This window comes from Loktanella sp. Alg231-35 (genome assembly GCF_900143545.1).
GTDB lineage: Bacteria > Pseudomonadota > Alphaproteobacteria > Rhodobacterales > Rhodobacteraceae > Yoonia.
In genome coordinates this window covers 504,755-524,440 of the sequence record NZ_FREV01000004.1, presented here as the reverse complement: position 1 = coordinate 524,440, position 19,686 = coordinate 504,755, and the positions used below count along the sequence as shown (strand labels likewise).

At 57.7% G+C, this 19,686-nt stretch carries 21 protein-coding genes; 9 read left to right on the top strand and 12 right to left on the bottom strand.

Annotated elements, in window-relative coordinates; all coding sequences use genetic code 11:
- The first annotated feature begins 286 nt into the window (after nt 1-286).
- Entirely contained in the window at nt 287-1,162 is an 876-nt protein-coding gene (gene serB, locus DHN10_RS12515; RefSeq protein ID WP_108815635.1) for a phosphoserine phosphatase SerB, read from the top strand.
- Nucleotides 1,163-1,204: 42 nt separating this feature from the next.
- Nucleotides 1,205-2,326 (top strand): trans-sulfuration enzyme family protein, encoded by a 1,122-nt coding sequence (locus DHN10_RS12510; protein ID WP_108815634.1) that lies wholly within the window; start codon nt 1,205-1,207, stop codon nt 2,324-2,326.
- On the opposite strand, the gene DHN10_RS12505 is transcribed toward DHN10_RS12510, so the two are convergent.
- Nucleotides 2,323-2,697, bottom strand: coding sequence for a rhodanese-like domain-containing protein (locus tag DHN10_RS12505; protein ID WP_108815730.1), 375 nt, complete (start codon nt 2,695-2,697; stop codon nt 2,323-2,325). The genes DHN10_RS12510 and DHN10_RS12505 overlap by 4 nt on opposite strands.
- 191 nt (nt 2,698-2,888) lie before the next feature.
- Nucleotides 2,889-3,575 (bottom strand): response regulator transcription factor, encoded by a 687-nt coding sequence (locus tag DHN10_RS12500; protein WP_108815633.1) that lies wholly within the window; start codon nt 3,573-3,575, stop codon nt 2,889-2,891.
- Between the two features lie 156 nt (nt 3,576-3,731).
- On the opposite strand from DHN10_RS12500, the gene ribA reads away from it, so the two are divergent.
- From ribA to DHN10_RS12480, 4 genes are all read left to right on the top strand, one after another.
- Complete coding sequence (gene ribA, locus DHN10_RS12495; protein WP_108815632.1) at nt 3,732-4,808, top strand: GTP cyclohydrolase II; 1,077 nt, start codon at nt 3,732-3,734, stop codon at nt 4,806-4,808.
- Nucleotides 4,809-4,892: 84 nt separating this feature from the next.
- Nucleotides 4,893-5,387, top strand: a complete 495-nt coding sequence (locus DHN10_RS12490; protein WP_108815631.1) for a L,D-transpeptidase family protein — start codon at nt 4,893-4,895, stop codon at nt 5,385-5,387.
- A 59-nt stretch (nt 5,388-5,446) separates the two neighbouring features.
- Entirely contained in the window at nt 5,447-5,929 is a 483-nt protein-coding gene (locus DHN10_RS12485; RefSeq protein WP_108815630.1) for an RNA pyrophosphohydrolase, read from the top strand.
- Between the two features lie 67 nt (nt 5,930-5,996).
- The gene (locus DHN10_RS12480) at nt 5,997-6,485 is read left to right on the top strand and encodes a hypothetical protein (RefSeq protein WP_108815629.1); all 489 of its coding nucleotides are present in this window, start codon (nt 5,997-5,999) and stop codon (nt 6,483-6,485) included.
- Here DHN10_RS12480 and DHN10_RS12475 read toward each other — a convergent pair.
- On the bottom strand, nt 6,468-7,652 hold the full coding sequence (locus DHN10_RS12475; RefSeq protein WP_108815628.1) for a lytic murein transglycosylase: 1,185 nt from the start codon (nt 7,650-7,652) through the stop codon (nt 6,468-6,470). The two genes, DHN10_RS12480 and DHN10_RS12475, sit on opposite strands and share 18 nt — an antisense overlap.
- Before the next feature lie 105 nt (nt 7,653-7,757).
- Between DHN10_RS12475 and DHN10_RS12470 the strand changes: the two genes are divergently transcribed.
- Nucleotides 7,758-8,189, top strand: a complete 432-nt coding sequence (locus DHN10_RS12470; RefSeq protein ID WP_234417122.1) for a DUF1801 domain-containing protein — start codon at nt 7,758-7,760, stop codon at nt 8,187-8,189.
- A gap of 2 nt (nt 8,190-8,191) precedes the next feature.
- Here DHN10_RS12470 and rnr read toward each other — a convergent pair whose 3' ends face one another.
- The 7 genes from rnr to dapD all read right to left on the bottom strand — a co-directional run bounded on the left by rnr (nt 8,192) and on the right by dapD (nt 15,791).
- Nucleotides 8,192-10,447, bottom strand: a complete 2,256-nt coding sequence (gene rnr, locus DHN10_RS12465) for a ribonuclease R (protein ID WP_108815627.1) — start codon at nt 10,445-10,447, stop codon at nt 8,192-8,194.
- Nucleotides 10,448-10,519: 72 nt separating this feature from the next.
- Nucleotides 10,520-10,807, bottom strand: coding sequence for an SH3 domain-containing protein (locus tag DHN10_RS12460; protein ID WP_108815626.1), 288 nt, complete (start codon nt 10,805-10,807; stop codon nt 10,520-10,522).
- A gap of 98 nt (nt 10,808-10,905) precedes the next feature.
- Entirely contained in the window at nt 10,906-12,048 is a 1,143-nt protein-coding gene (dapE, locus tag DHN10_RS12455) for a succinyl-diaminopimelate desuccinylase (RefSeq protein ID WP_108815625.1), read from the bottom strand.
- Between the two features lie 81 nt (nt 12,049-12,129).
- Nucleotides 12,130-14,232, bottom strand: a complete 2,103-nt coding sequence (locus DHN10_RS12450) for a Hint domain-containing protein (protein ID WP_108815624.1) — start codon at nt 14,230-14,232, stop codon at nt 12,130-12,132.
- A gap of 119 nt (nt 14,233-14,351) precedes the next feature.
- Complete coding sequence (locus DHN10_RS12445) at nt 14,352-14,684, bottom strand: hypothetical protein (protein ID WP_108815623.1); 333 nt, start codon at nt 14,682-14,684, stop codon at nt 14,352-14,354.
- Nucleotides 14,681-14,962, bottom strand: a complete 282-nt coding sequence (locus tag DHN10_RS12440) for a hypothetical protein (RefSeq protein WP_108815622.1) — start codon at nt 14,960-14,962, stop codon at nt 14,681-14,683. Before DHN10_RS12440 ends, DHN10_RS12445 begins: the two co-directional genes overlap by 4 nt.
- A 1-nt stretch (nt 14,963) precedes the next feature.
- Nucleotides 14,964-15,791 carry a 2,3,4,5-tetrahydropyridine-2,6-dicarboxylate N-succinyltransferase gene (dapD, locus tag DHN10_RS12435; RefSeq protein ID WP_108815621.1) on the bottom strand — a complete coding sequence of 276 codons (828 nt, stop codon included), beginning with the start codon at nt 15,789-15,791 and terminating at the stop codon, nt 14,964-14,966.
- Between the two features lie 133 nt (nt 15,792-15,924).
- Here dapD and DHN10_RS12430 point away from each other — a divergent pair, with 133 nt between their 5' ends.
- Both DHN10_RS12430 and DHN10_RS12425 read left to right on the top strand, forming a co-directional pair.
- Nucleotides 15,925-16,770, top strand: a complete 846-nt coding sequence (locus DHN10_RS12430; protein WP_108815620.1) for a TIGR00730 family Rossman fold protein — start codon at nt 15,925-15,927, stop codon at nt 16,768-16,770.
- Nucleotide 16,771: 1 nt separating this feature from the next.
- A complete protein-coding gene (locus DHN10_RS12425; RefSeq protein ID WP_108815619.1) occupies nt 16,772-17,257 on the top strand; it encodes a gluconokinase in 486 nt (161 codons plus the stop codon).
- On the opposite strand, the gene DHN10_RS12420 is transcribed toward DHN10_RS12425, so the two are convergent.
- Together DHN10_RS12420 and rlmN are read right to left on the bottom strand one after the other, a co-directional pair.
- Complete coding sequence (locus DHN10_RS12420) at nt 17,240-18,274, bottom strand: LacI family transcriptional regulator (protein ID WP_108815728.1); 1,035 nt, start codon at nt 18,272-18,274, stop codon at nt 17,240-17,242. The two genes, DHN10_RS12425 and DHN10_RS12420, sit on opposite strands and share 18 nt — an antisense overlap.
- Nucleotides 18,275-18,485: 211 nt before the next feature.
- Entirely contained in the window at nt 18,486-19,661 is a 1,176-nt protein-coding gene (gene rlmN / locus DHN10_RS12415) for a 23S rRNA (adenine(2503)-C(2))-methyltransferase RlmN (RefSeq protein WP_108815618.1), read from the bottom strand.
- Nucleotides 19,662-19,686 lie beyond the last annotated feature (25 nt).

Below are 19,686 nucleotides of genomic sequence, written 5' to 3'. Positions count from 1 at the left end.
GGACAAAGGTGTCACAAGACCCAAAACAATGCCGGACCGGCATTTGCTCTCTTTTTTGCGACACCGCTGACGCCAATCGGAAACCTACGGGCGTTTGGTGTGGCGTAGTGCCGCTCTGGTATTGTGTCCCCGTGCGCCGCTCTTACCTAAGGTCAAACCCAATCAGGGGAGAGCGATATGAAATGCTCCGTTGATGGTGCAACCCTTGCAACCTCTTTGACTTTTAGGGGTGGCAAACCGCCGCCGCGGCGGTAGACCCGGAGCAGATGTTTACCGGAGGACACCGATGTTTGTCGTCACACTGATCACCACACCGAAAGAACGCGCCCTTGATGGCGCCTTGGTCGAAAGCCTGCGCAACGCTTGGGGTGGGGGTGAAGTCCAATGGCTCGCTATTGATGAAGCTGCCGAATTTGCGGTGCCGGCGCGGCCCGACAACCAATGGGTTGTTTGGGCCGACCTGCAGACAGGATGCGTCGATCTTGTGGTGCATCCCGCCAAGAACCGTCGCAAGAAGATGCTGCTGGCCGATATGGACAGCACGATGATCCGGCAAGAATGCATTGACGAACTTGCCGCAGAGGCGGGCGTCGGCGCGCGTGTCGCTGACATCACCGCGCGCGCCATGAATGGCGAGCTGGATTTTGAAGCGGCGTTGATCGAGCGGGTTGGCCTGCTCAAAGGCCTGCCTGAGGCAATGATCGAACAGGTACTGGACGAGCGGATCAACTATATGCCGGGCGGCTATGAGTTGGTGAACACCATGAAAGCGCATGGCGCTTATGCCGCCCTTGTTTCGGGCGGGTTCACGGCCTTTACCGCGCGGGTTGCGGCGGCCCTTGGCTTTGATGAGAACCGGGCGAACACGCTGCTGGCCGAAGATGGCAAACTGACTGGCGATGTAGGCCGCCCGATTCTTGGCAAAGCGGCCAAGGTGCAAGCGCTGGAAGAGATCACCGCGCGGCTGGGGTTGTCTGCCGAGGATGTTCTGGCCGTCGGTGACGGGGCCAATGACCTTGGAATGCTTGGGCTGGCGGGCAGCGGCGCGGCCTTGCACGCCAAGCCGACCGTTCAGGCGCAGTGCGACATACGGATCAATCATGGGGATCTGACAGCGTTGCTTTATCTGCAGGGTTACAACCGGGATGACATCGTTACCTAGGCAGGTCTTGCATCTTTCCCCTCGCCCGCGCCAGATAGGCGCATGAGTACGTCGAAAAAACCCGCTACCATTGCCGCCCATGCCGCTGGCGCCACCGATCCCCAATCTGGGGGTGTTGTGCCTGCATTGCAGCCTTCTACAACATTCATGCGCGATGCGGAGTATCAACCGCTGCGGGCCGACAATACCTATTCCCGTGCAGACTCTGATAATCTGCGGCAGGCGGAAGAGGTGCTGCGCCAGTTGGAAGGGGCGGCCGATACCCTGCTTTTCCCATCAGGGATGGCGGCTATCGCGGCAGTGTTCCGCACGATACCAAACGGTGGCAAAGCCATCGTGCAATCGGGCATCTACTGGGGCACCACGGCTTGGATCAGGGATTTTTGTGTGCGGCGCGCCATTACGCTTTTTGAGGTCGATGCAGATGACCTTGTCAGCACTTGCCAGAACCAACCTGCCGACATTGTGTTTATTGAAACGCCATCCAACCCATGGCTTAGGTCGGTCGATATTCAGGCAGTCGCTGACGCCAGTGATTCAACCCTTGTCGTCGATGCCACTGCCGCCACACCGATCCTGACGCAGGCGCTGGATCATGGCGCTGATATTGTGATGCATTCGGCCACCAAAGGCATCAATGGACACTCCGATGTGCTGGCAGGTGTTCTATCAACGCGACACAATGATGCCACAATCTGGCGGATTGTCCATGATGACAGAAAAATGGCAGGAGCGATTCTCGGGCCATTCGAAGCATGGCTGCTGACACGCGCCATGCGGACCTTGCCGTTGCGGGTAGAGCGGATGTCACAGAACGCGCTGGCGCTCGCCAATCATCTTTTTGCGCACCCGAAAGTCGAGGATGTTTTCTATCCCGGCCTGCCACATCACCCCGGACATGACATTGCGCAAAGGCAAATGAAGGGCGGCTATGGCAGCCTGCTCTCGGTGCTGGTGACGGGCAGCCGCGAGGACGCCTTGCACGTCGTGGGACGATTGCAACTCTTCCTGCGGGCCACGTCTTTGGGTGGGGTAGAGAGCCTCGTGGAACACCGGCATACGATTGAACCGCACACCGGCATTCCGGAAAATCTGATCCGTGTATCAGTCGGGATCGAAGCGATTGAGGACCTGATCACAGACTGGGATCAGGCGTTGGGTTAGTCTTCGGAGGGGCCGCCAGCCTCTTTCCAATCCCCAAAACCACCAATGTTGGTGACATTTGTAAAGCCCATATCTTTCAGTGTTTTACCAGCAAGGGCAGCTTGGCCACCGGCGCCGCAGACCAGATAAATCTCGGCGTGTTTTTGTAGGGCATCATTGTGATATGGGGTTGCGGGATCGGCGACGAATTCCATCATGCCGCGGGCGATGCGATGGGCGCCGGCAATGGTGCCGGTCCCGGCGATGACACCACTGTCGCGGACGTCAACAAAAACCGCGCCACCCGCTTTGTGTTTCGCGATTGCGTCTTCAACGCCCATGCGTGGAACGACAGCGTTCGCTTCTTCCATAAAGTCCTTGGCAGATTTCATCATTGTTCTCCATTTGTAGATTATCCCTTTAGGTAAGCCACCGACGCCAGATGACCAAAGATAAAAAAAATGCCCGGACACAAGGTCCGGGCAAGTCCAACAGGGAGGTGGAGATATAACCCGATCTCCGGCGGGTTCTTGGGAACCCGATGACCTGACAGGGAGGGGTCTGATCACCGGGGGGGAGTACTCTACGCTACCAATCTATAACCACCAGATTCGGTCACAAGAAGGCGGGCATTGGACGGATCTGGTTCTATTTTTTGGCGAAGGCGGTAAATATGTGTCTCCAATGTGTGCGTGGTCACGCCGGCGTTGTAGCCCCAAACCTCGTGGAGTAGCACATCGCGGGCCACAACACCTTCGGTCGCGCGGTAGAGGAATTTGAGGATATTGGTTTCCTTTTCCGTCAGGCGCACTTTCTTTTCGTCTTCAGTGATCAGCATCTTTTGGGCAGGCTTGAACGTGTACGGCCCAAGCTGGAAAACGGCGTCTTCTGACTGCTCATGCGTGCGCAACTGGCTGCGGATACGGGCCAGCAGGACGGGGAATTTGAACGGCTTGCTGACATAGTCATTGGCACCAGCATCAAGGCCCAAAATTGTGTCGGCATCGCTGTCTTGCGCGGTCAGCATCAGGATCGGGCATTTCACGCCTTGCTTGCGCATCACACGGCAAAGCTCGCGACCGTCTGTGTCTGGCAGACCCACATCAAGGATCATCAGGTCGTAAAGACCTTCCTTGGCTTTCACCATGGCGCTGGCGCCATCATCGGCTTCAAAGACGTCGAAATCTTCGGTCATCAACAACTGTTCACCCAGCGCCTCGCGCAGGTCATCGTCGTCGTCCACCAGCAAAATTTTCTTGAGCTGTCCCATGACATTCTCCTTCGTTGTGAACTAGATTTGTGCTCTTGTTACGTCTGGAACAACCGATCACATCGCAGTTTCACACGGACGTGTGATTTATCGTGCAAATGTTTCACTTTGGCGCGCAATCCGCTATCGGTTGAAACAAATGAGAGGCCGAGTGCAATGGGATTCGCCCCCGATATTACAGAACGGTTAGCGCGCGCGCGGGCTGATTTGCGCATGGGTGTGCCCATCGTGCTGGATGGCGGGGCGCTGGTGCTAGCCGCGGAAACACTGGATGCCGCACGTCTGGCCGATTTGCGCACCTTGGGAGGGGTGCCCGTACTGGCCGTGACAGGTCGGCGGGCGCAAACGCTAAAAGCACGCGCTTATGACGGTGACATCGCCCGTGTCGTCTTGCCCCTTGATGCCAAGCTGTCATGGGTTCGCGCGGTGGCCGATCCGGCCGATGATCTGCGTTCGCCCATGAAAGGCCCGCTTCAAACCGTGCGTGATGGATCGGCTGACCTGCACCGCGCTGCGATTGCGTTGGTCAAGGCCGCACGGCTGTTGCCTGCTGTTGTCATGCTTGATCTGGACGATGCGGCTGGCTTTGCCCAAGCCAATAACCTCACGCTTGTGCCCGTTGATGCGGCCCTTGATACGGGGCTTAGTCCCTTGAACCCGATTATCTCTGCAAGATTGCCGCTGGATGTTTCCGAAGCAGGGCGCCTGCACATTTTCCGCCCCGATGATGGTGCTGAAGAGCATTACGCGGTTGAGATCGGCCAACCGGACCGGAGCAAGCCCGTATTGTCACGCCTGCATTCGGCCTGCTTTACCGGTGATTTGCTGGGGTCACTGAAATGCGATTGCGGCCCGCAACTACGCGGCGCTTTGGGGCAGATGGGGGCCGAGGGGGCAGGAGTCTTGCTTTACCTCAATCAGGAAGGGCGCGGGATCGGGCTCGCCAACAAGATGCGGGCCTATTCCTTGCAGGATCAGGGGTTTGATACGGTCGAGGCGAACCATCGTCTTGGTTTTGAGGATGATGAGCGGGATTTTCGGATCGGTGCGGACATTCTTAAACGCATGGGGTTTGGCGCGGTCAGGCTGCTAACCAACAACCCAGCCAAGGTCGCACGGATGGAAAGCAGCGGGATCAACGTGACGGAACGCGTGCCGCTCAAAGTAGGCGAGAACCGCCACAACCACGCATATCTTGCGACGAAGGCAGCGAAGTCTGGGCATTTGCTGTAGGGTGGGTGAAACCCACGCGCTGCCATGTCTGCCTGCGCATACACGTGGGTTTCACCCACCCTACGTCGGCGTTATCACATCCCTATGAAACCTTCCGATCTTGTCCTTACCTCTACCCACGTGCGCTTTATGAACCGCCGCTTCCCATGCACCATTGGGCGCGGCGGGCTGACCTCGCACAAGAACGAAGGCGATGGCGCTACGCCACGGGGCGCGCACCGCATCGTTGGCATGCTCTATCGTGCCGATCGGATAGCACGCCCCGCAGATTGGGCGTTGCCCATTGGCCCGTCCGATCTGTGGTCAGACGATGTCAATGATCCCGATTACAATATGATGGTGACAGCGCCTTACCAGTATAGCCATGAACGCCTACGCCGCGCCGATCCAATGTATGACATCATCATCCTGACCGATTGGAACTGGCCCTATGCGGTCAAGGGGCGTGGATCGGCGATTTTTATTCACGAATGGCGGGGACCGGGACGCCCGACAGCCGGATGCGTCGCATTCAGGCGCGATCACCTGCGCTGGATAGCGGCCCGCATTCGACATGAAACGCGGCTTGTTATCGCATAACCGCCGACACCCGGCTATGAAGCCTCATAGACGCCACTCAACGACCAAGGCCCTCGTCCATGACCCCAGATGAAATTGCTCAATTACCATATCGCCCCTGTGTTGGGGTGATGCTCACCAATCCGCGCGGACATGTTTTTGTCGCACAGCGCAAGGACCGCGATACCGAAGCCTGGCAGATGCCGCAGGGCGGTGTCGACAAAGGTGAGATATGCCGCGATGCGGCCTTGCGCGAGCTGGAAGAGGAAACCAGCGTGCCCGCGAACCTCGTTACAATCGAGGCCGAGAGCGGGGGTCTGATCCGGTATGATCTGCCTCATGATTTGGTGCCGAATATCTGGAAAGGCCGTTATCGCGGACAGGAGCAAAAATGGTTCCTGATGCGGTTTCATGGGCTGGACACGCAGATTGACCTTGAGACGGAAACGCCTGAATTCACGGCATGGAAATGGATGGCCCCGGACGAATTGGTGGCCAATATCGTGCCTTTCAAACGTGCGGTTTATGAGCAGGTTCTGGAAGAATTCCGCCCAAAACTGTGAAAACCCCCCAAGGAATGCACATTGGCGGACGTCATACTATGATGACACTGCAAAAAGGACCCAATCCATGAACAAAGCACTCGTCGCCGCAGCCCTTGTTGTGATCAGTGGACAGGCGCAGGCACTTAGCTGTTTGCGCCCCGACCCGATCACGACGTTTCAAAAATTGGCCGCCGCATCTGAAAGCTATTTCGTGCTGATGGGAGAGCTGACCTTTGACGAAAACCTTCTGCCAGAGGCGATGTCCAACACGCGCACCGACGAACCAGCGCCGATCCCAGCCTATTTCGCCGGCAAAGGCCTGACGCATGATGGGTTTGCAAATGACTACTATAGCAATGTGACATTGCAGATCAGATGTGGCGGCCCGTGGTGTGGGTCTGCAAGCAGCGGGATGGAGGCGATCTTTTTCGTGCCTGCCTCTGATCCACCGGTCTTGATAGAGGCTGGCCCATGTGGCGGCATGATCTTTGAGAACATCACACCGGCGACGGTCGAGATGCTCACCTCTTGCATGGCTGGCGATACTTGCTCTTCGCTACCGCAGACGCGCTAGTAGTTCTAACGAGGCATGCCCGTCAGGGACCAACCCCTGACTGCGTTGGTAGGCACGGATCGCCGCTCGAGAGTTCGGCCCGATCCGCCCATCCACCCCCTGCGTTGAAAATCCAGCACTCGTCAGCCGTTGTTGCAACTCGCGCCGTTCCGAGCGGCGCAATTGCCGTTCATTTGCTGGCCAGTTTGCGGCCAGCGGGCCCAGTCCGCGAATGCGGTCGCTCAGATGGCCGACCCCGATAATATAAGCCTCGGCGTTGTTATAACGCGAAATCACATCGTAATTGCGGAACAGCAGAAACGCAGGCCCACCCGCCCCTGTGGGCGTGGCGAGGCTTGCATTGCCAAAGTTGCGCACAGGCGCACCATCAACATCGCGCACACCCTGACGCGCCCAGTTGGCAGGGCTTCGTGTCACCGCCCGTGCGGACTGGCTGTAGTCAAACCCGCGTGGCAGACGCACCTCAACACCCCACGGCTGGCCGCGTCGCCAGCCGAAGCGGCGCAAATAGGCAGCGGTTGAGGCCAGCGCATCACTGGGATCATCTGCCCAGATATCGCGCCGCCCATCACCTGTGAAATCGACGGCATAAGCCTCATAGGATGTGGGAATAAACTGCGTATGTCCCATCGCCCCGGCCCAAGACCCGGTCATATTCTGCGGCGTCACATCGCCATTTTGCAGGATGCGCAGGGCGGCAATCAATTGCTGTTCAAAGAACCGCCCCCGCCGTCCGTCATAGGCCAGTGTCGCCAGTGTCGCGATCAACGGCACGTCGCCCCGGCGTTGCCCGTAATTGCTTTCCATTCCCCAGACAGCCGTGATCACATGAGGTTCCACCCCGTAGCGTTGATCTATCCCGGTCAACGCACCTGCATAGCGGCGCATCATCTCGCGCCCGTTGCTAACCCGCGCGTCAGAGGCGGCGGTGGCCATATAATCCGCCAAGGGGCGTGTGAACTCGGCCTGATTGCGGTCGCGTTCGACGCTGTCGGACAGATAACGGACATTTGCAAAAGCAGCGGCAAAGGTACGATCCGAGATGCCAGCCGCCCGCGCGCGCCCACGAAAACCTGCAATCCAATTGGCAAAGCCGCTGCTTTGCGCATGGGCCATGCCGGCTGCCAATGTGGATAGTCCTGCTGCGATGAACTGCCTGCGGCGCATATGTGCCTCCGATTGTTGTTCGCCATGTTACGGCAAATCAGGCCACATGACAGTGACACCCATCAGACAGGGCGGGTTATTGCCTGAGGGCTGATTTGGTATAGCGTGGTCCTGCCCGACGCCGTGCAAGAGGATCAGATCATGCGCCCGTTTCAGACACCAAAGGTCAAAGCGGCCTATGATGCGTATGCGGACAAGCAGCGCGAGATTGCGCTGATACTGCGCGATCTTGTGTTTGATGTGGCCGATGATACGCCCGAAGCCGGAGAGATCGAGGAAACACTGAAATGGGGTCAGCCGTCCTTTATCACTCCGCAGACGAAATCTGGATCGACCCTGCGCATCGGCGTGACAAAGGATGGCAGTACCGGGCTATATGCGCATTGCGGGACCAGCATTATTGCTGACTATGCTGCAACATTTCCGAGTGAGGACCGGATCGACGGTAATCGCGGAGTGCTATTCGCAACCACGGATGAGATTGCGGCGGACCGCCTGCGCCATCTGATCCGCCACGGGCTAACCTATCACCTCTGACGCTATTTGCGCGTGCGCTTGACCTTGCGGGCCGTCTTCGCGGCTTTCTTGCGCGATGATCCAACCTTGCGGCGTGGCGGCTTGCCTCTCCCGCGTGACGGGCCGCGCGGCATGAGCCGGTCTTCGAGTTTGATCAGTTCCACAATCAACCCACCGGTGATCGGTGCAGCCTCGGCCAATTTGACGGTCACCAGCTGGCCCAGCCCAATCAATGTGCCACTGTCAGAGCCCATCAAGGTCTGGCTGTCCGCATCAAAGTGGAAATACTCCGCCCCCAGTGTGCGGATCGGGATCATGCCATCAGCGCCCGTTTCATCTAGCCGCACGAACACGCCAAATTTGGCAATCCCACTGATCCGCCCGGTCAGTTCCGCCCCGACGCGGTCTGATAGAAAGGCTGCAAGATAGCGGTCTGTGGTGTCGCGCTCGGCTGTCATTGACCGGCGCTCAGTGTCGCTGATTTGTTTGCCGGTGTCTGTTAGATGCTCGATGTCCCATGGGCTTAGACCATCCTTGCCCCATCCATGCGCCGCAATCAGTGCCCGATGCACGATCAGATCAGCATAGCGCCGAATGGGCGACGTGAAATGCGCATAGGCACGCAAGGCAAGACCGAAGTGGCCAAAGTTTTCTGGGAAGTAATAGGCCTGCGTCATCGATCGCAGGGTCGCCATATTGATCAATTCGCTATTTTCGGTCTCTGCCGCACCTTTCAGTAGCTTATTGAGATGCGCAGTCTTGAGCACCTGCCCCTTCGCCAACGTCATACCAGAGGCTTGAGCCACTTCACGCAAAGCGTCCAGTTTTTCCGGGCTCGGTTCTTCATGGACACGGAACAGCAGCGGAGATTTCTTGGCAATCAGCGTCTCGGCAGCGGCAACATTGGCCAGCACCATGAATTCTTCGATCAAGCGGTGCGCATCCAGCCGGTCCTTGTAGTTCACCGAAGTGACCTTGCCCGCATCATCCAGCACGATCTGACGTTCGGGCAGGTCCAGCTCCAAGGGTTGGCGCTGGGCGCGGGCCTTTGTTAGTGCTGCATATGCTGCATAAAGCGGGCCGATGATCTCATTCATCAAAGGCGCGCATTTGTCATTGGGGTCGCCGTCAACCGCCGCCTGCACCTCTTCGTAGTTCAGCGAGGTCGCAGATTTCATCAACCCGCGATGAAACTTGTGATCGATCTTGTTACCAGCGGCATCAATGCGCATGGCAACGGCGAGACATGCACGCTCCACCCCTTCATGCAGCGAACACAGATCACCCGACAACCGATCCGGTAGCATCGGCACCACACGATCCGGGAAATAGGTAGAGTTGCCCCGTTTGCGCGCCTCGCGGTCCAGTTCGGACCCCGGCGTGACGTAGTGGGCGACGTCAGCGATGGCCACCCAGATGATGAAGCCGTCAGCGTTTTTGGGGTCGCTATCCGCTTCAACAAAGCAGGCATCATCATGGTCGCGTGCATCCCAGGGGTCGATGGTCACAAGGGGCATGTCGCGCAGGTCGGTGCGTTTGCCAAGGCCCGCAGGCTTGGCATTGTCGGCCTCGGCCACAACATCGTCAGGGAAATGATCGGGGATACCGTGCTGATGGATCGCAATCAGTGACACCGCACGGGGTTCGGTCGGATCACCCAGGCGGGCCACAATGCGCGCCTTGGACAGGCCCATGCGGCCCTTTGGTCCGGCTTGCTCTGCCTCAACCAATTCGCCGTCCTTTGCGCCACCGGTGGCACCGGCGGCAACGGTCCACTGCTTGTCTGATCCTTTGTCGATGGGCAGCACGCGGCCACCCTCGGACCCGGCACGGAACACGCCCAGAATCCGCTGCGGATTGGTGCCAATACGGCGGATCATGCGCGCGGTGTGGCTGTGGTCTTCGGTCGTATCGACGGTCAGACGTCCCAGAATGCGGTCACCGGGGCCAAGGGCAGGATCGCTGGAACGGAGCATCATCAGAATGCGCGGCTCTGCGCCTTGACCTTTCCATTCTAGGGGGCGGGCAAACAGGTCACCGTCGCCATCGGGCCCGACAATCTCAAGTACGGCAACCGGCGGCAACTCCTCTGCATCACGGTAAGAACTGCGCCGCTTGGTCAGTTTGCCTTCTTCCTCTAACTCCTTGAGCAGACGTTTGAGGTCAATCCGCGCAGCCCCTTTGATACCAAAGGCCTTGGCAATATCGCGTTTCGCAGTTTTAGTCGGATGTTCGGAAATCCAAGCAAGGATTTCGGATTTAGAGGGGATACGTGTCATAGGTCTGGCCTAGCACGGGCAGGGCAGGGCGTCATCCAAATTGGGCGTGTTTTGCGATATGCCGCTATCAGGTCAAAGAGGCGTGATGTAATCGGCCGACACGTATCCGGTGACCTGCGGTGTCTCGACAAGTGAAACCTCGCACCACCGTTGACCCACTTCGGTCACGCAGTCGCGCTGGTACAGCTCTGTGCCGTCCGGCAAGCCCATAATGATGCCGAAACCAAGGCTTGGACCAGATCGCAGCTTAAGTAATTCATCCGGGCCAGCGCCATCGACAACCACGCGTTCACCGGTCAGGCCTGCGCAAGCGGTGGTCAGTGCAACAAGGAGAATTGCGCATCCGGTTCTATGAAACATGATCTGCCCTCGGAGGTTTTCTTGAACACTAGACCGAGTAAGACCAGTTGCCCAGCCCGTTTGGAACAGGTCTGAACCATCATCCGGTGCAGATTTTCTCAGCTAAAATAGTCCGTCAGGATGTGCTTGTAGATCGCTTTGAGCTGCTCAATCTGCGCCACTTCGACGCGCTCATCTACTTGATGCATCGTCTTGCCGACCAGCCCAAACTCAACCACTGGGCAGTGATCCTTTACAAAGCGTGCGTCGGATGTGCCGCCAGAGGTGGACAGTTCCGGTTTGCGCCCGGTCTCCGCCTCAACCGCGCGGCCCACCAATTCCGACAAATCACCCGGCGGTGTGACAAAGCTCTCGCCCGAGATTTTCAACTGCATCTCAATCTTCACGTCAAAGGCAGTAGCGATCTTATCGGCTTCGTCCTGCATCCAGGTGGTCAGCGCGGCACCTGAATGCTGGTCATTGAAGCGGATATTGACAGTGCTGCGCGTCTGCGACGGAATGACATTCGTGGCCGGGTTGCCGGTGTCAATTGTCAGCACCTGAAGGGACGACGGATCAAAATGTTCGGTCCCTTGATCCAGCTCGCGCGATGAAAGAACGTCCATTAGCCGCGCCATGGCAGGCATCGGGTTTTTGGCGCGGTGCGGATATGCCGCATGGCCCTGCACGCCGGTGATCGTGAAAAACGCAGTCATTGAGCCGCGCCGCCCGATCTTCATCGCCTCTCCCATGACACTGGGGCAGGTGGGTTCACCCACCAGACAGACCGACATGGCCTCATTGTTGGCCTGCATCCAGTCTAGCAAGGCGGTGGTGCCATCAAGCGCGTCAGCTTCTTCGTCCCCTGTAATGGCAAGAACGACGGCTCCATCAGGCGGCGTCTGAGACACGAAATCGATAGCAGCAGCGGCAAATGCAGCAACGCCGGACTTCATGTCAGTTGCCCCGCGGCCATAGAGGAACCCATCTTTGATCTCAGCCCCGAATGGCGGCATGGTCCAGGCGGCCTCATCCCCCAAGGGCACGACATCCGTGTGCCCGTTAAAGCCAAATGTGCGGTTCGCGCCCTGCCTGCCCCAACGAGCATAAAGGTTGGAAATCCCACCGCGATCCACGCGTGTGCAGGTAAAGCCGCCGTTTGTCAGAACCTCTTCCAGCAACACCAATGCGCCGCCCTCGGCAGGGGTGACAGAGGGGCAACGGACAAGGTCGGCGGTCAGGGTGACAGGGTCGATAGGCATGGGGCAAGCTCCTTTGCGCTATGGCTAGCGGCAAGGGGACGAGGATGCAAATGTGTTTGAAAGCAGAATGTGGGGTGCCTTTCAGGCAAACTCCAACATCGGCTTGGCGTTCTTCTGATGTCGCGCGACTAGCGCGTTCTGGCGACGATTAGAGGGGATTATGCGGGCGGGGGCCATCTTGGCCGACCCCTCAGATAATCGCGGAAAAATCTCATATATCTCGGCACGTGCGTCATCGCTGAGGGCGCGCAGACCTTCGGGGCCAGTCAGAAAACTCTCGGACGGGGCGCCTTCGGCATAGACGATCTGATGGGTGTCAAAGACCAAATGGTGATAGGACAACCCGCAGCGCACATCGTCAACGGCGATACCTGCCAGATCGACCAGACGCACAGCTGCAATCAACGCCTCGCGCGTGTCGAACATGCGCTGGGCGATGGGCGAGTTTACAAGCATACGGTGCTGACGTGAGACCCACAGGTCGCGCACAGGCAGTTCCGCACCCAACGCACCTGCTGATATCTTTATCGGTAGTAGTTCTGGTTTCCGCCGTAGCTCCGCCGATGACACGAACCGGCTGAGGTTCAACCGCAGAGACGCAAAACCTCCGCAGGCAACCTTGACCATCGTACCCGCTGTCAACGCCTCTACCGGCATTGGTCCTTGCTGCGTCTCAATCAAGGTGCCCGAGACGAAACAGGGAATACCGACGTCGTTCAATTCGGCATTGGTGTCCAGATCGCTGGGGTCGATATCGCGCAGGATGATTTGTTCACCGTTGGGGAAGGTCAGGATCGAACCGCCTTCGCCGTCGGGCGTGACCGTTACATCTCCTACGTTGACTGGGTTGCCATCGGCGTCGGTCAGGCCGGTGACATCCAAGAGATCGCTACCGATCTCAAAATCGGTTGCAATGTCACTGCCGCTGCCGTCGGCCAGAACAAAGACATCGTCCCCGATACCGCCCGACATGACATCATCACCAGTGCCGCCAGTGATAATGTCATTGCCTTCTTGACCATAAATGATGTCGTCGCCATCGCCGCCATCAATTATGTCGTTAAACACGTCACCCGAGGCCGCCGCACCGGCAGGTGACAACGATACCGTGAAGTTATCGAGCAGGATACCGATGCTATCGTTCTGGCCCGCCAATTCGCGAAAACCAATTGTGTCGGTGCCAGCAAGGCCGTTTATTGTGACCGTGGTTGTGGTGAAGCTGCCAACAGACGTTGGCGAAACCGTCGCAATGACAACGCCGTTGTGAGTGATCTCAAAATCATCATTGGCGGCTGTGCCCGGCCGTGCGGCATGATCAATCGTGATGATATACTCAATGCCGGTGTCCAGCTCCAGGTTGGTCTGCAGATGGTCAAGGCCACCGCTGGAATTGGCGTCAAGCTCCACGAATGTCGAATTGTCGTCGGGGCTGGTGCCGAAGAAATTGTCGCCCCAACGCTCAATCAGCCCGCTCGAACCGCTGTTGAACCAACCATCGACGGTGCCAGGGCTCCAGGTGCCATCGGCCTGATCGGAATCAAGGCCGCCATTGGTGGCAAGGTTCGTGTCACCATAGATAACATCGTTGCCATCGCCGCCATTGACGACATCGCTACCGATCCCACCTTCGACAAAGTCATTGCCGTCGCCAGCGTTAACGACGTCGTCGCCATCGCCCGCAAAGATCTCATCGTCACCGCTAAAATCGAGCGCCGTGAAATCGTCGTCGTCGAAATCCTCATCGTCAGAACTAAGTGCGGCGTAGTCCACCTCATCAGGGGAAGGCGAGAAATCGCGGGAATCGATGGTGGCGATGCCATCCGGTACATCCGGCGGCAAAATCGTGAAATCGAGGCCGTTTTCGTCCTCGAAATGGTATCCGGTGAATGTCTGGCCCGCGATTGTGAATTCGAACGACGTTTCGAGGTAGAACAACTCTCCGTCCGCTAGGACCGTGCCACTGCCGTCCTGGAGAAAGACAAACTGATCGCCTTCGGCATCTTCTGAGCTCTCGGTGTTGGTACTTCCGCCAGAGCTGTCACCTTCGACGACAAAATCTCCGGCACCATCTTCGATTAAAACTTGAATCTGGGCGGTTGATGTATCAAACGTCCCATTGGGGACAGGGTTCTGGCCGCCGAAAAGATCTGAGTTCAGATATCCCGTAAATGTTCGAAGTGTCATGGGCGTGCCGCATCTTTCGCGAACTGGTTAACTTTGGGTTAACAACACCCAGATCGTGGCACTTCTAAGTCGCTAGTGGTATTTCTTTAAGGTGTTGCGCTTGGGCAACGCAGAAGGCGCTACTCTGCCTTGTCGAAAAACGGGGTCATTTGCGCGACGATCACGCTGTTCTCTTCCAGCGCGCGCGCCATCAGCGCCTTTTCATCATCCGAGATGTCGTGCCCTTCGGCCAAGCGTTCTTCCAATGTGCCGTAGCCGGACACGTCCAACGGTGCAAGGTCCGCCTGTTTGAGGATCGCCACGGTTTCGCGCACCGCCTCGGCCTCATCAACACCGCTGGCAAAGCACATCAATGCCGCACCGGTTGCCGCTTCCGGCAGGCCATCGCCGGTATGCCGCCCAACCTCAACAAGAAGGGTATAGACCTGCTGGCGGCTTTCTTTCTTGGTCATTTGCTTTCTTTCTCTTCCCAGCGCGACCGGACTGCCCAAATGGTCGAGACGATGATGACAATCTGCAAAGGCGCATAGATCAACACCATCAGGATCAGAATGGTCACGAACAGCGAAAACTGCATGACATAGATAAAGGTCAACGCCGGCTGCCACAGGGCCGCCAACAACACACCGATAATCAGGACATCGCCCGCAACAGGCAGCCATGCTTCCTTGAACGACGGACGGATGCCTGCTGCGATGCGCTTGCGTGCGAGTATGCGGCTGATGATCAATTTAGTCTCTGAGCAGTTCGTTGATGCCGGTCTTTGAGCGTGTCCGTTCATCCACGCGCTTTACGATCACCGCACAATAGAGATTGATGTCGTTCTTTGTCGGCATAGACCCGGCGACGACGACGGAATATGGGGGCACTTCGCCATACATAACCTCGCCGGTTTCGCGGTCCACGATCTTGGTGGACTGGCCGATGAACACGCCCATGCCAAGAACCGATCCTTCGCGAACAATGCAGCCTTCAACAACTTCGGAGCGGGCACCGATAAAGCAGTTATCTTCGATGATGGTCGGACCCGCCTGCATCGGCTCCAGCACGCCGCCGATGCCAACACCGCCGGACAAATGGACGTTCTTGCCGATCTGGGCGCATGACCCCACGGTCGCCCAACCATCGACCATCGAACCTTCATCGACATAAGCGCCAAGGTTCACAAACGATGGCATCAGAACCACATCCTTGGCGATATAGGCAGAGCGACGCACGATAGAGCCGGGCACAGCGCGGAACCCGGCATCGCGCCACTGGTTTTCGCCCCAGCCGTCAAACTTGGATGGTACCTTGTCCCACCAGCTTGACCCGCCATTGCCGCCAGAGATCGGCTCCATATCGTTTAGGCGGAAGGACAAAAGAACCGCTTTCTTTGCCCATTGGTTCACGTGCCAGCTACCATCGTCCAGCTTTTGCGCCACGCGCAGCGTGCCACTGTCCAGCGCATTCAGCGTATCCTCGATGGCCTCGCGGGTTTCGCCTTGCGTTGACGTCGTGATGGTATCGCGGGCGTCCCACGCAGCTTCGATGGCGGTCTCTAGGGCGGCATTGGACATCTGGATTCTCCGGTAAGCTATTTTCCATGGCTTCTAGCGGTGTGGGCACAATCAATCAATCACTGGTATTTGCGTTGCATCTTGGGCAGGACCGGGCAACTCTGCAGGTCACATTAGGCAGGATAAAGATACGATGAAAGACAACCGTCACCACCCGTTCCGCGACAGCCATCAGGACCGCGAAGCCGCCAGCCATATCCCCGATACACCACAAACACGCGCACCATCCTATGCATTGGCTTTTGCAGATGAGGATTTCATGTGCCGCGAGGAGCTAAGGCCGGTACGGTTGCAGCTGGAGTTGCTCAAACCCGAAATGCTGATGAACGAGGCGGATGTAAATTCCACCATTGTGCTTTTTGGCGGGGCGCGCATTCCCGAACCTGCCAAGAAAGACACCGCCCGCACACAGACGCTAGCAGATTTGTCAGCCTACTATGAAGAGGCGCGCAAGTTCTCGCAGATGATGACGGAAAGGTCGTTGAAAACGGGCGGCACCGACGATGTGATCGTTACCGGTGGCGGGCCGGGTGTGATGGAGGCAGGCAACCGCGGCGCGCTTGACGCAGGTGGGCGGTCGATTGGCTTGAACATCGTGCTGCCGCACGAGCAGGCCCCCAACCCCTATGTCACGCCAGAGCTATGCTTTAATTTCCACTATTTCGCGATCCGCAAGATGCATTTCCTGATGCGGGCCTCAGCAGTCTGCGTTTTTCCCGGTGGCTTTGGGACATTGGACGAAATGTTTGAGGCGCTGACGCTGATCCAAACTGGACGGATGGAGCAAGTGCCGTTCCTGCTGTTTGGGCGGGCGTTCTGGGAGAAGATCATCAACTGGGACGCGCTGTCAGACGCTGGCACGATCTCGGCAGATGATCTGAAGCTGTTCCGCTTTGTTGACACCGCAGAAGAGGCGATTATCGCCCTCGATAGCTGGGAAGGCAAAGGCGAAAAACGTGGCGTGATCCCCGGACGTTAAGATGCATGCAGCGATCATGGTGATGGGCGTGTCGGGCTGCGGAAAGTCAACGGTTGGTGCGGGACTGGCGGATGCGCTAGGTGGGGTCTTTTTGGATGGGGACGATTATCATCCGCAAAGCAATGTCGCACATATGGCGGCGGGCCGACCACTGACCGACGAGATGCGCTGGCCTTGGTTGGATGCGCTGTCACAAGCCGTGGACGTGTCACGCCGCGATACGCCCACGGTTTTTGCCTGCTCTGCTTTGCGCAAAAGCTATCGCGACCATCTGCATGCGGCGATTCCTGAGTTGAAGGTCATGTATTTGGATGCACCGCGCAACGTCGTCGCAGAGAGGGTTGCCAGGCGCACGGATCACTATATGCCGACGTCACTGCTAGAAAGCCAGTTTGCTACGCTTGAAGTGCCGGAGCACCCAACTGCAACTGCGTCAATTGATCAACCTGTGGCCGATATCATCACCGCCCTACAACGTTTCGTCTGACGGAACTTCCAGCCCCTGCATCGGCGGCTCATCTGGTTTGTGGATCGCCTGAATTGCCGCTTTGGCCAGAAAATCACCCGCTGCGTTGACCTGTTCAGAGATCGTCAGGATGTCAGCGCGGAAGAGATTCAGGAACGGCACCGCCTCTTTGGCGAAGATGTCAATCTGCTGGCCTACCTGCGCGCCATGCTGTTCAAGGGCGGCAACCGCAGCCAAGGCCGAAGATGTAGAGGCGGTAACGATGGCATCAATGTCAGGCCGGATCGCAAGGGTTTCGCGCAGAATATGCACCGCTTCGGCGATGGGCGTGTCGCTGGAGATACCTTCGGCCAAGGTGACGTTGACGCCGTGCTCCTTGCGACTGGCCTGAATGCCCGCGATCATATGATGCGCATAGGCGTGGCCGGAGGGCGGGGCGATGACAAAAATCTCTTTGCGGCCTCGCGCGGCCAATTGTTTGACAGCAACACGACCAAAAGCAAGGTTGTCGTAGTCGTAATACGCATGACTTTCAGCCCAATCACTGCGCCCGTGGGTGGCAAACGGAAAGCCCCGCTTCATCAGATAAGCGACGCGCGGATCCTCGGGCTTGATCTGGTTCATGATGATGGCGTCCGCCGACCCCGTTTCAACAATGTTGCGCACTGGATCCATCGGGTCTTGATCGGGAAAGAACGGCGTGACGACCAAGTGATATGGCGTATCGCGCAACCCGCCCGCGACCGAAGCGATTAGCCGGGCGGTGTGGCTCATCAGGTCATGTTCGGTTGACATCACTAGGCTGATGACATTGGTGCGCCCGGTGCGCAAACGGACGCCCGCGCGGTTTGGAACATAGCCGATTTCATTGGCAATCTTGCGGATCAGTTTTTTGGTTTCGCTGCCAATGTCGGGGGCATCGTTCAGCGCACGTGACACTGTCGGGACGGCCAGACCGCTCAACCGTGCAATCGTCTTCAGCGTCGGCTTTGCGCCGGGCGGAGGCGTTGCGGGAGCGGGTGACTTACGCGGCGGCATTTTGAAAGTCTCTCCCTTGATCTGACGCGAAAGGGCGGTTTTTCGGTCCTGCAGGTGGTTGGCGATGCAGCAAAGAACGTCCAACGACAAAGCCTTGGGGGAGTGGCAGGTCGCTTTTCCAGACAGTCGCCAACTTCACTTGCGAGGTCAATCTAAATCGTTATAGATTTTCCCCGTACCTTAGCCTTGCAGAGCCAAGGTCAACGTTTTGCTAAAGCCCGGTCTCTTGCGCGATTTGCGCCTTTGACTTGCGTGCCCGCTCGGTTGCAGATTTCAACTGACCACAGGCTGCCATGATATCTTCACCCCGTGGTTTGCGGACGGGCGAGGCATAGCCCGCGTTGTAGATGATATCGGCAAAGGCACGGATACGGTTGTTCGACGAGCGTTTGTAAGGCGCGCCGGGCCATTCGTTGAACGGGATCAGGTTGATCTTGGCGGGAATGCCGTCAATCAGCTTGATCAGACGGCGGGCATCCGCATCACTGTCATTCACGCCGTCTAGCATCACATATTCAAATGTAATCCGCTCGGAGTTTGACACTTTGGGATAGGCACGCAGCGCATCCAGCAGATCGGCAAGGGGCCAACGCTTGTTGATTGGCACCAGGCGGTCACGGACTTCATCTGTGGTCGCATGGAAGGAAATCGCCAACTGGCAGCCTATTTCGGCGGCTGTGCGGGCAATCTCTGGCACGACGCCGGATGTGGACAGGGTGATACGACGGCGCGACAGGGAAATCCCCTCGGGGTCCATCGCAATTTTCATCGCATCGCGGACGTTGTCGAAGTTATAAAGCGGCTCACCCATGCCCATCAGCACAATGTTAGAGAGCAGGCGCGCCTCAACTCTGGGTGCTCCGGGGACAGGCCATTCTTCCAGATCGTCGCGTGCCACCATGACCTGACCAACAATTTCAGCGGCGGTCAGGTTACGCACCAATTTCTGTGTGCCCGTATGGCAGAACGAACAGGTCAGCGTGCAACCCACCTGCGAGGAAATGCAAAGCGTGCCGCGATCCGTCTCTGGGATATAGACAACCTCAACCTCATGACCGCCTGCGATGCGCACCAGATATTTGCGGGTGCCATCGTCGGATATCTGGCGGGTCACAACCTCGGGCAATTCAATGACAAAGGTCTCGGCCAGCATGGCGCGATATTCTTTGGACAGATTGGTCATCTGTTCAAAATCGCGCAGGCCCCAGTGGTAAATCCATTGCCAGATCTGACCCACTCGCATCTTGGCCTGTTTTTCGGACGTGCCAGCCGCAATCAGCGCGTCGCGCATTTGATCACGTGACAGACCAATCAGGTTCTGCGGCCCTTCGGGCGCCTTGCGCGGGATGGTCAGCACGTCTTGGGTGATCGGGGCCTTGGCGTCCATGGGTTAACTCTCAATCTGGGATTGC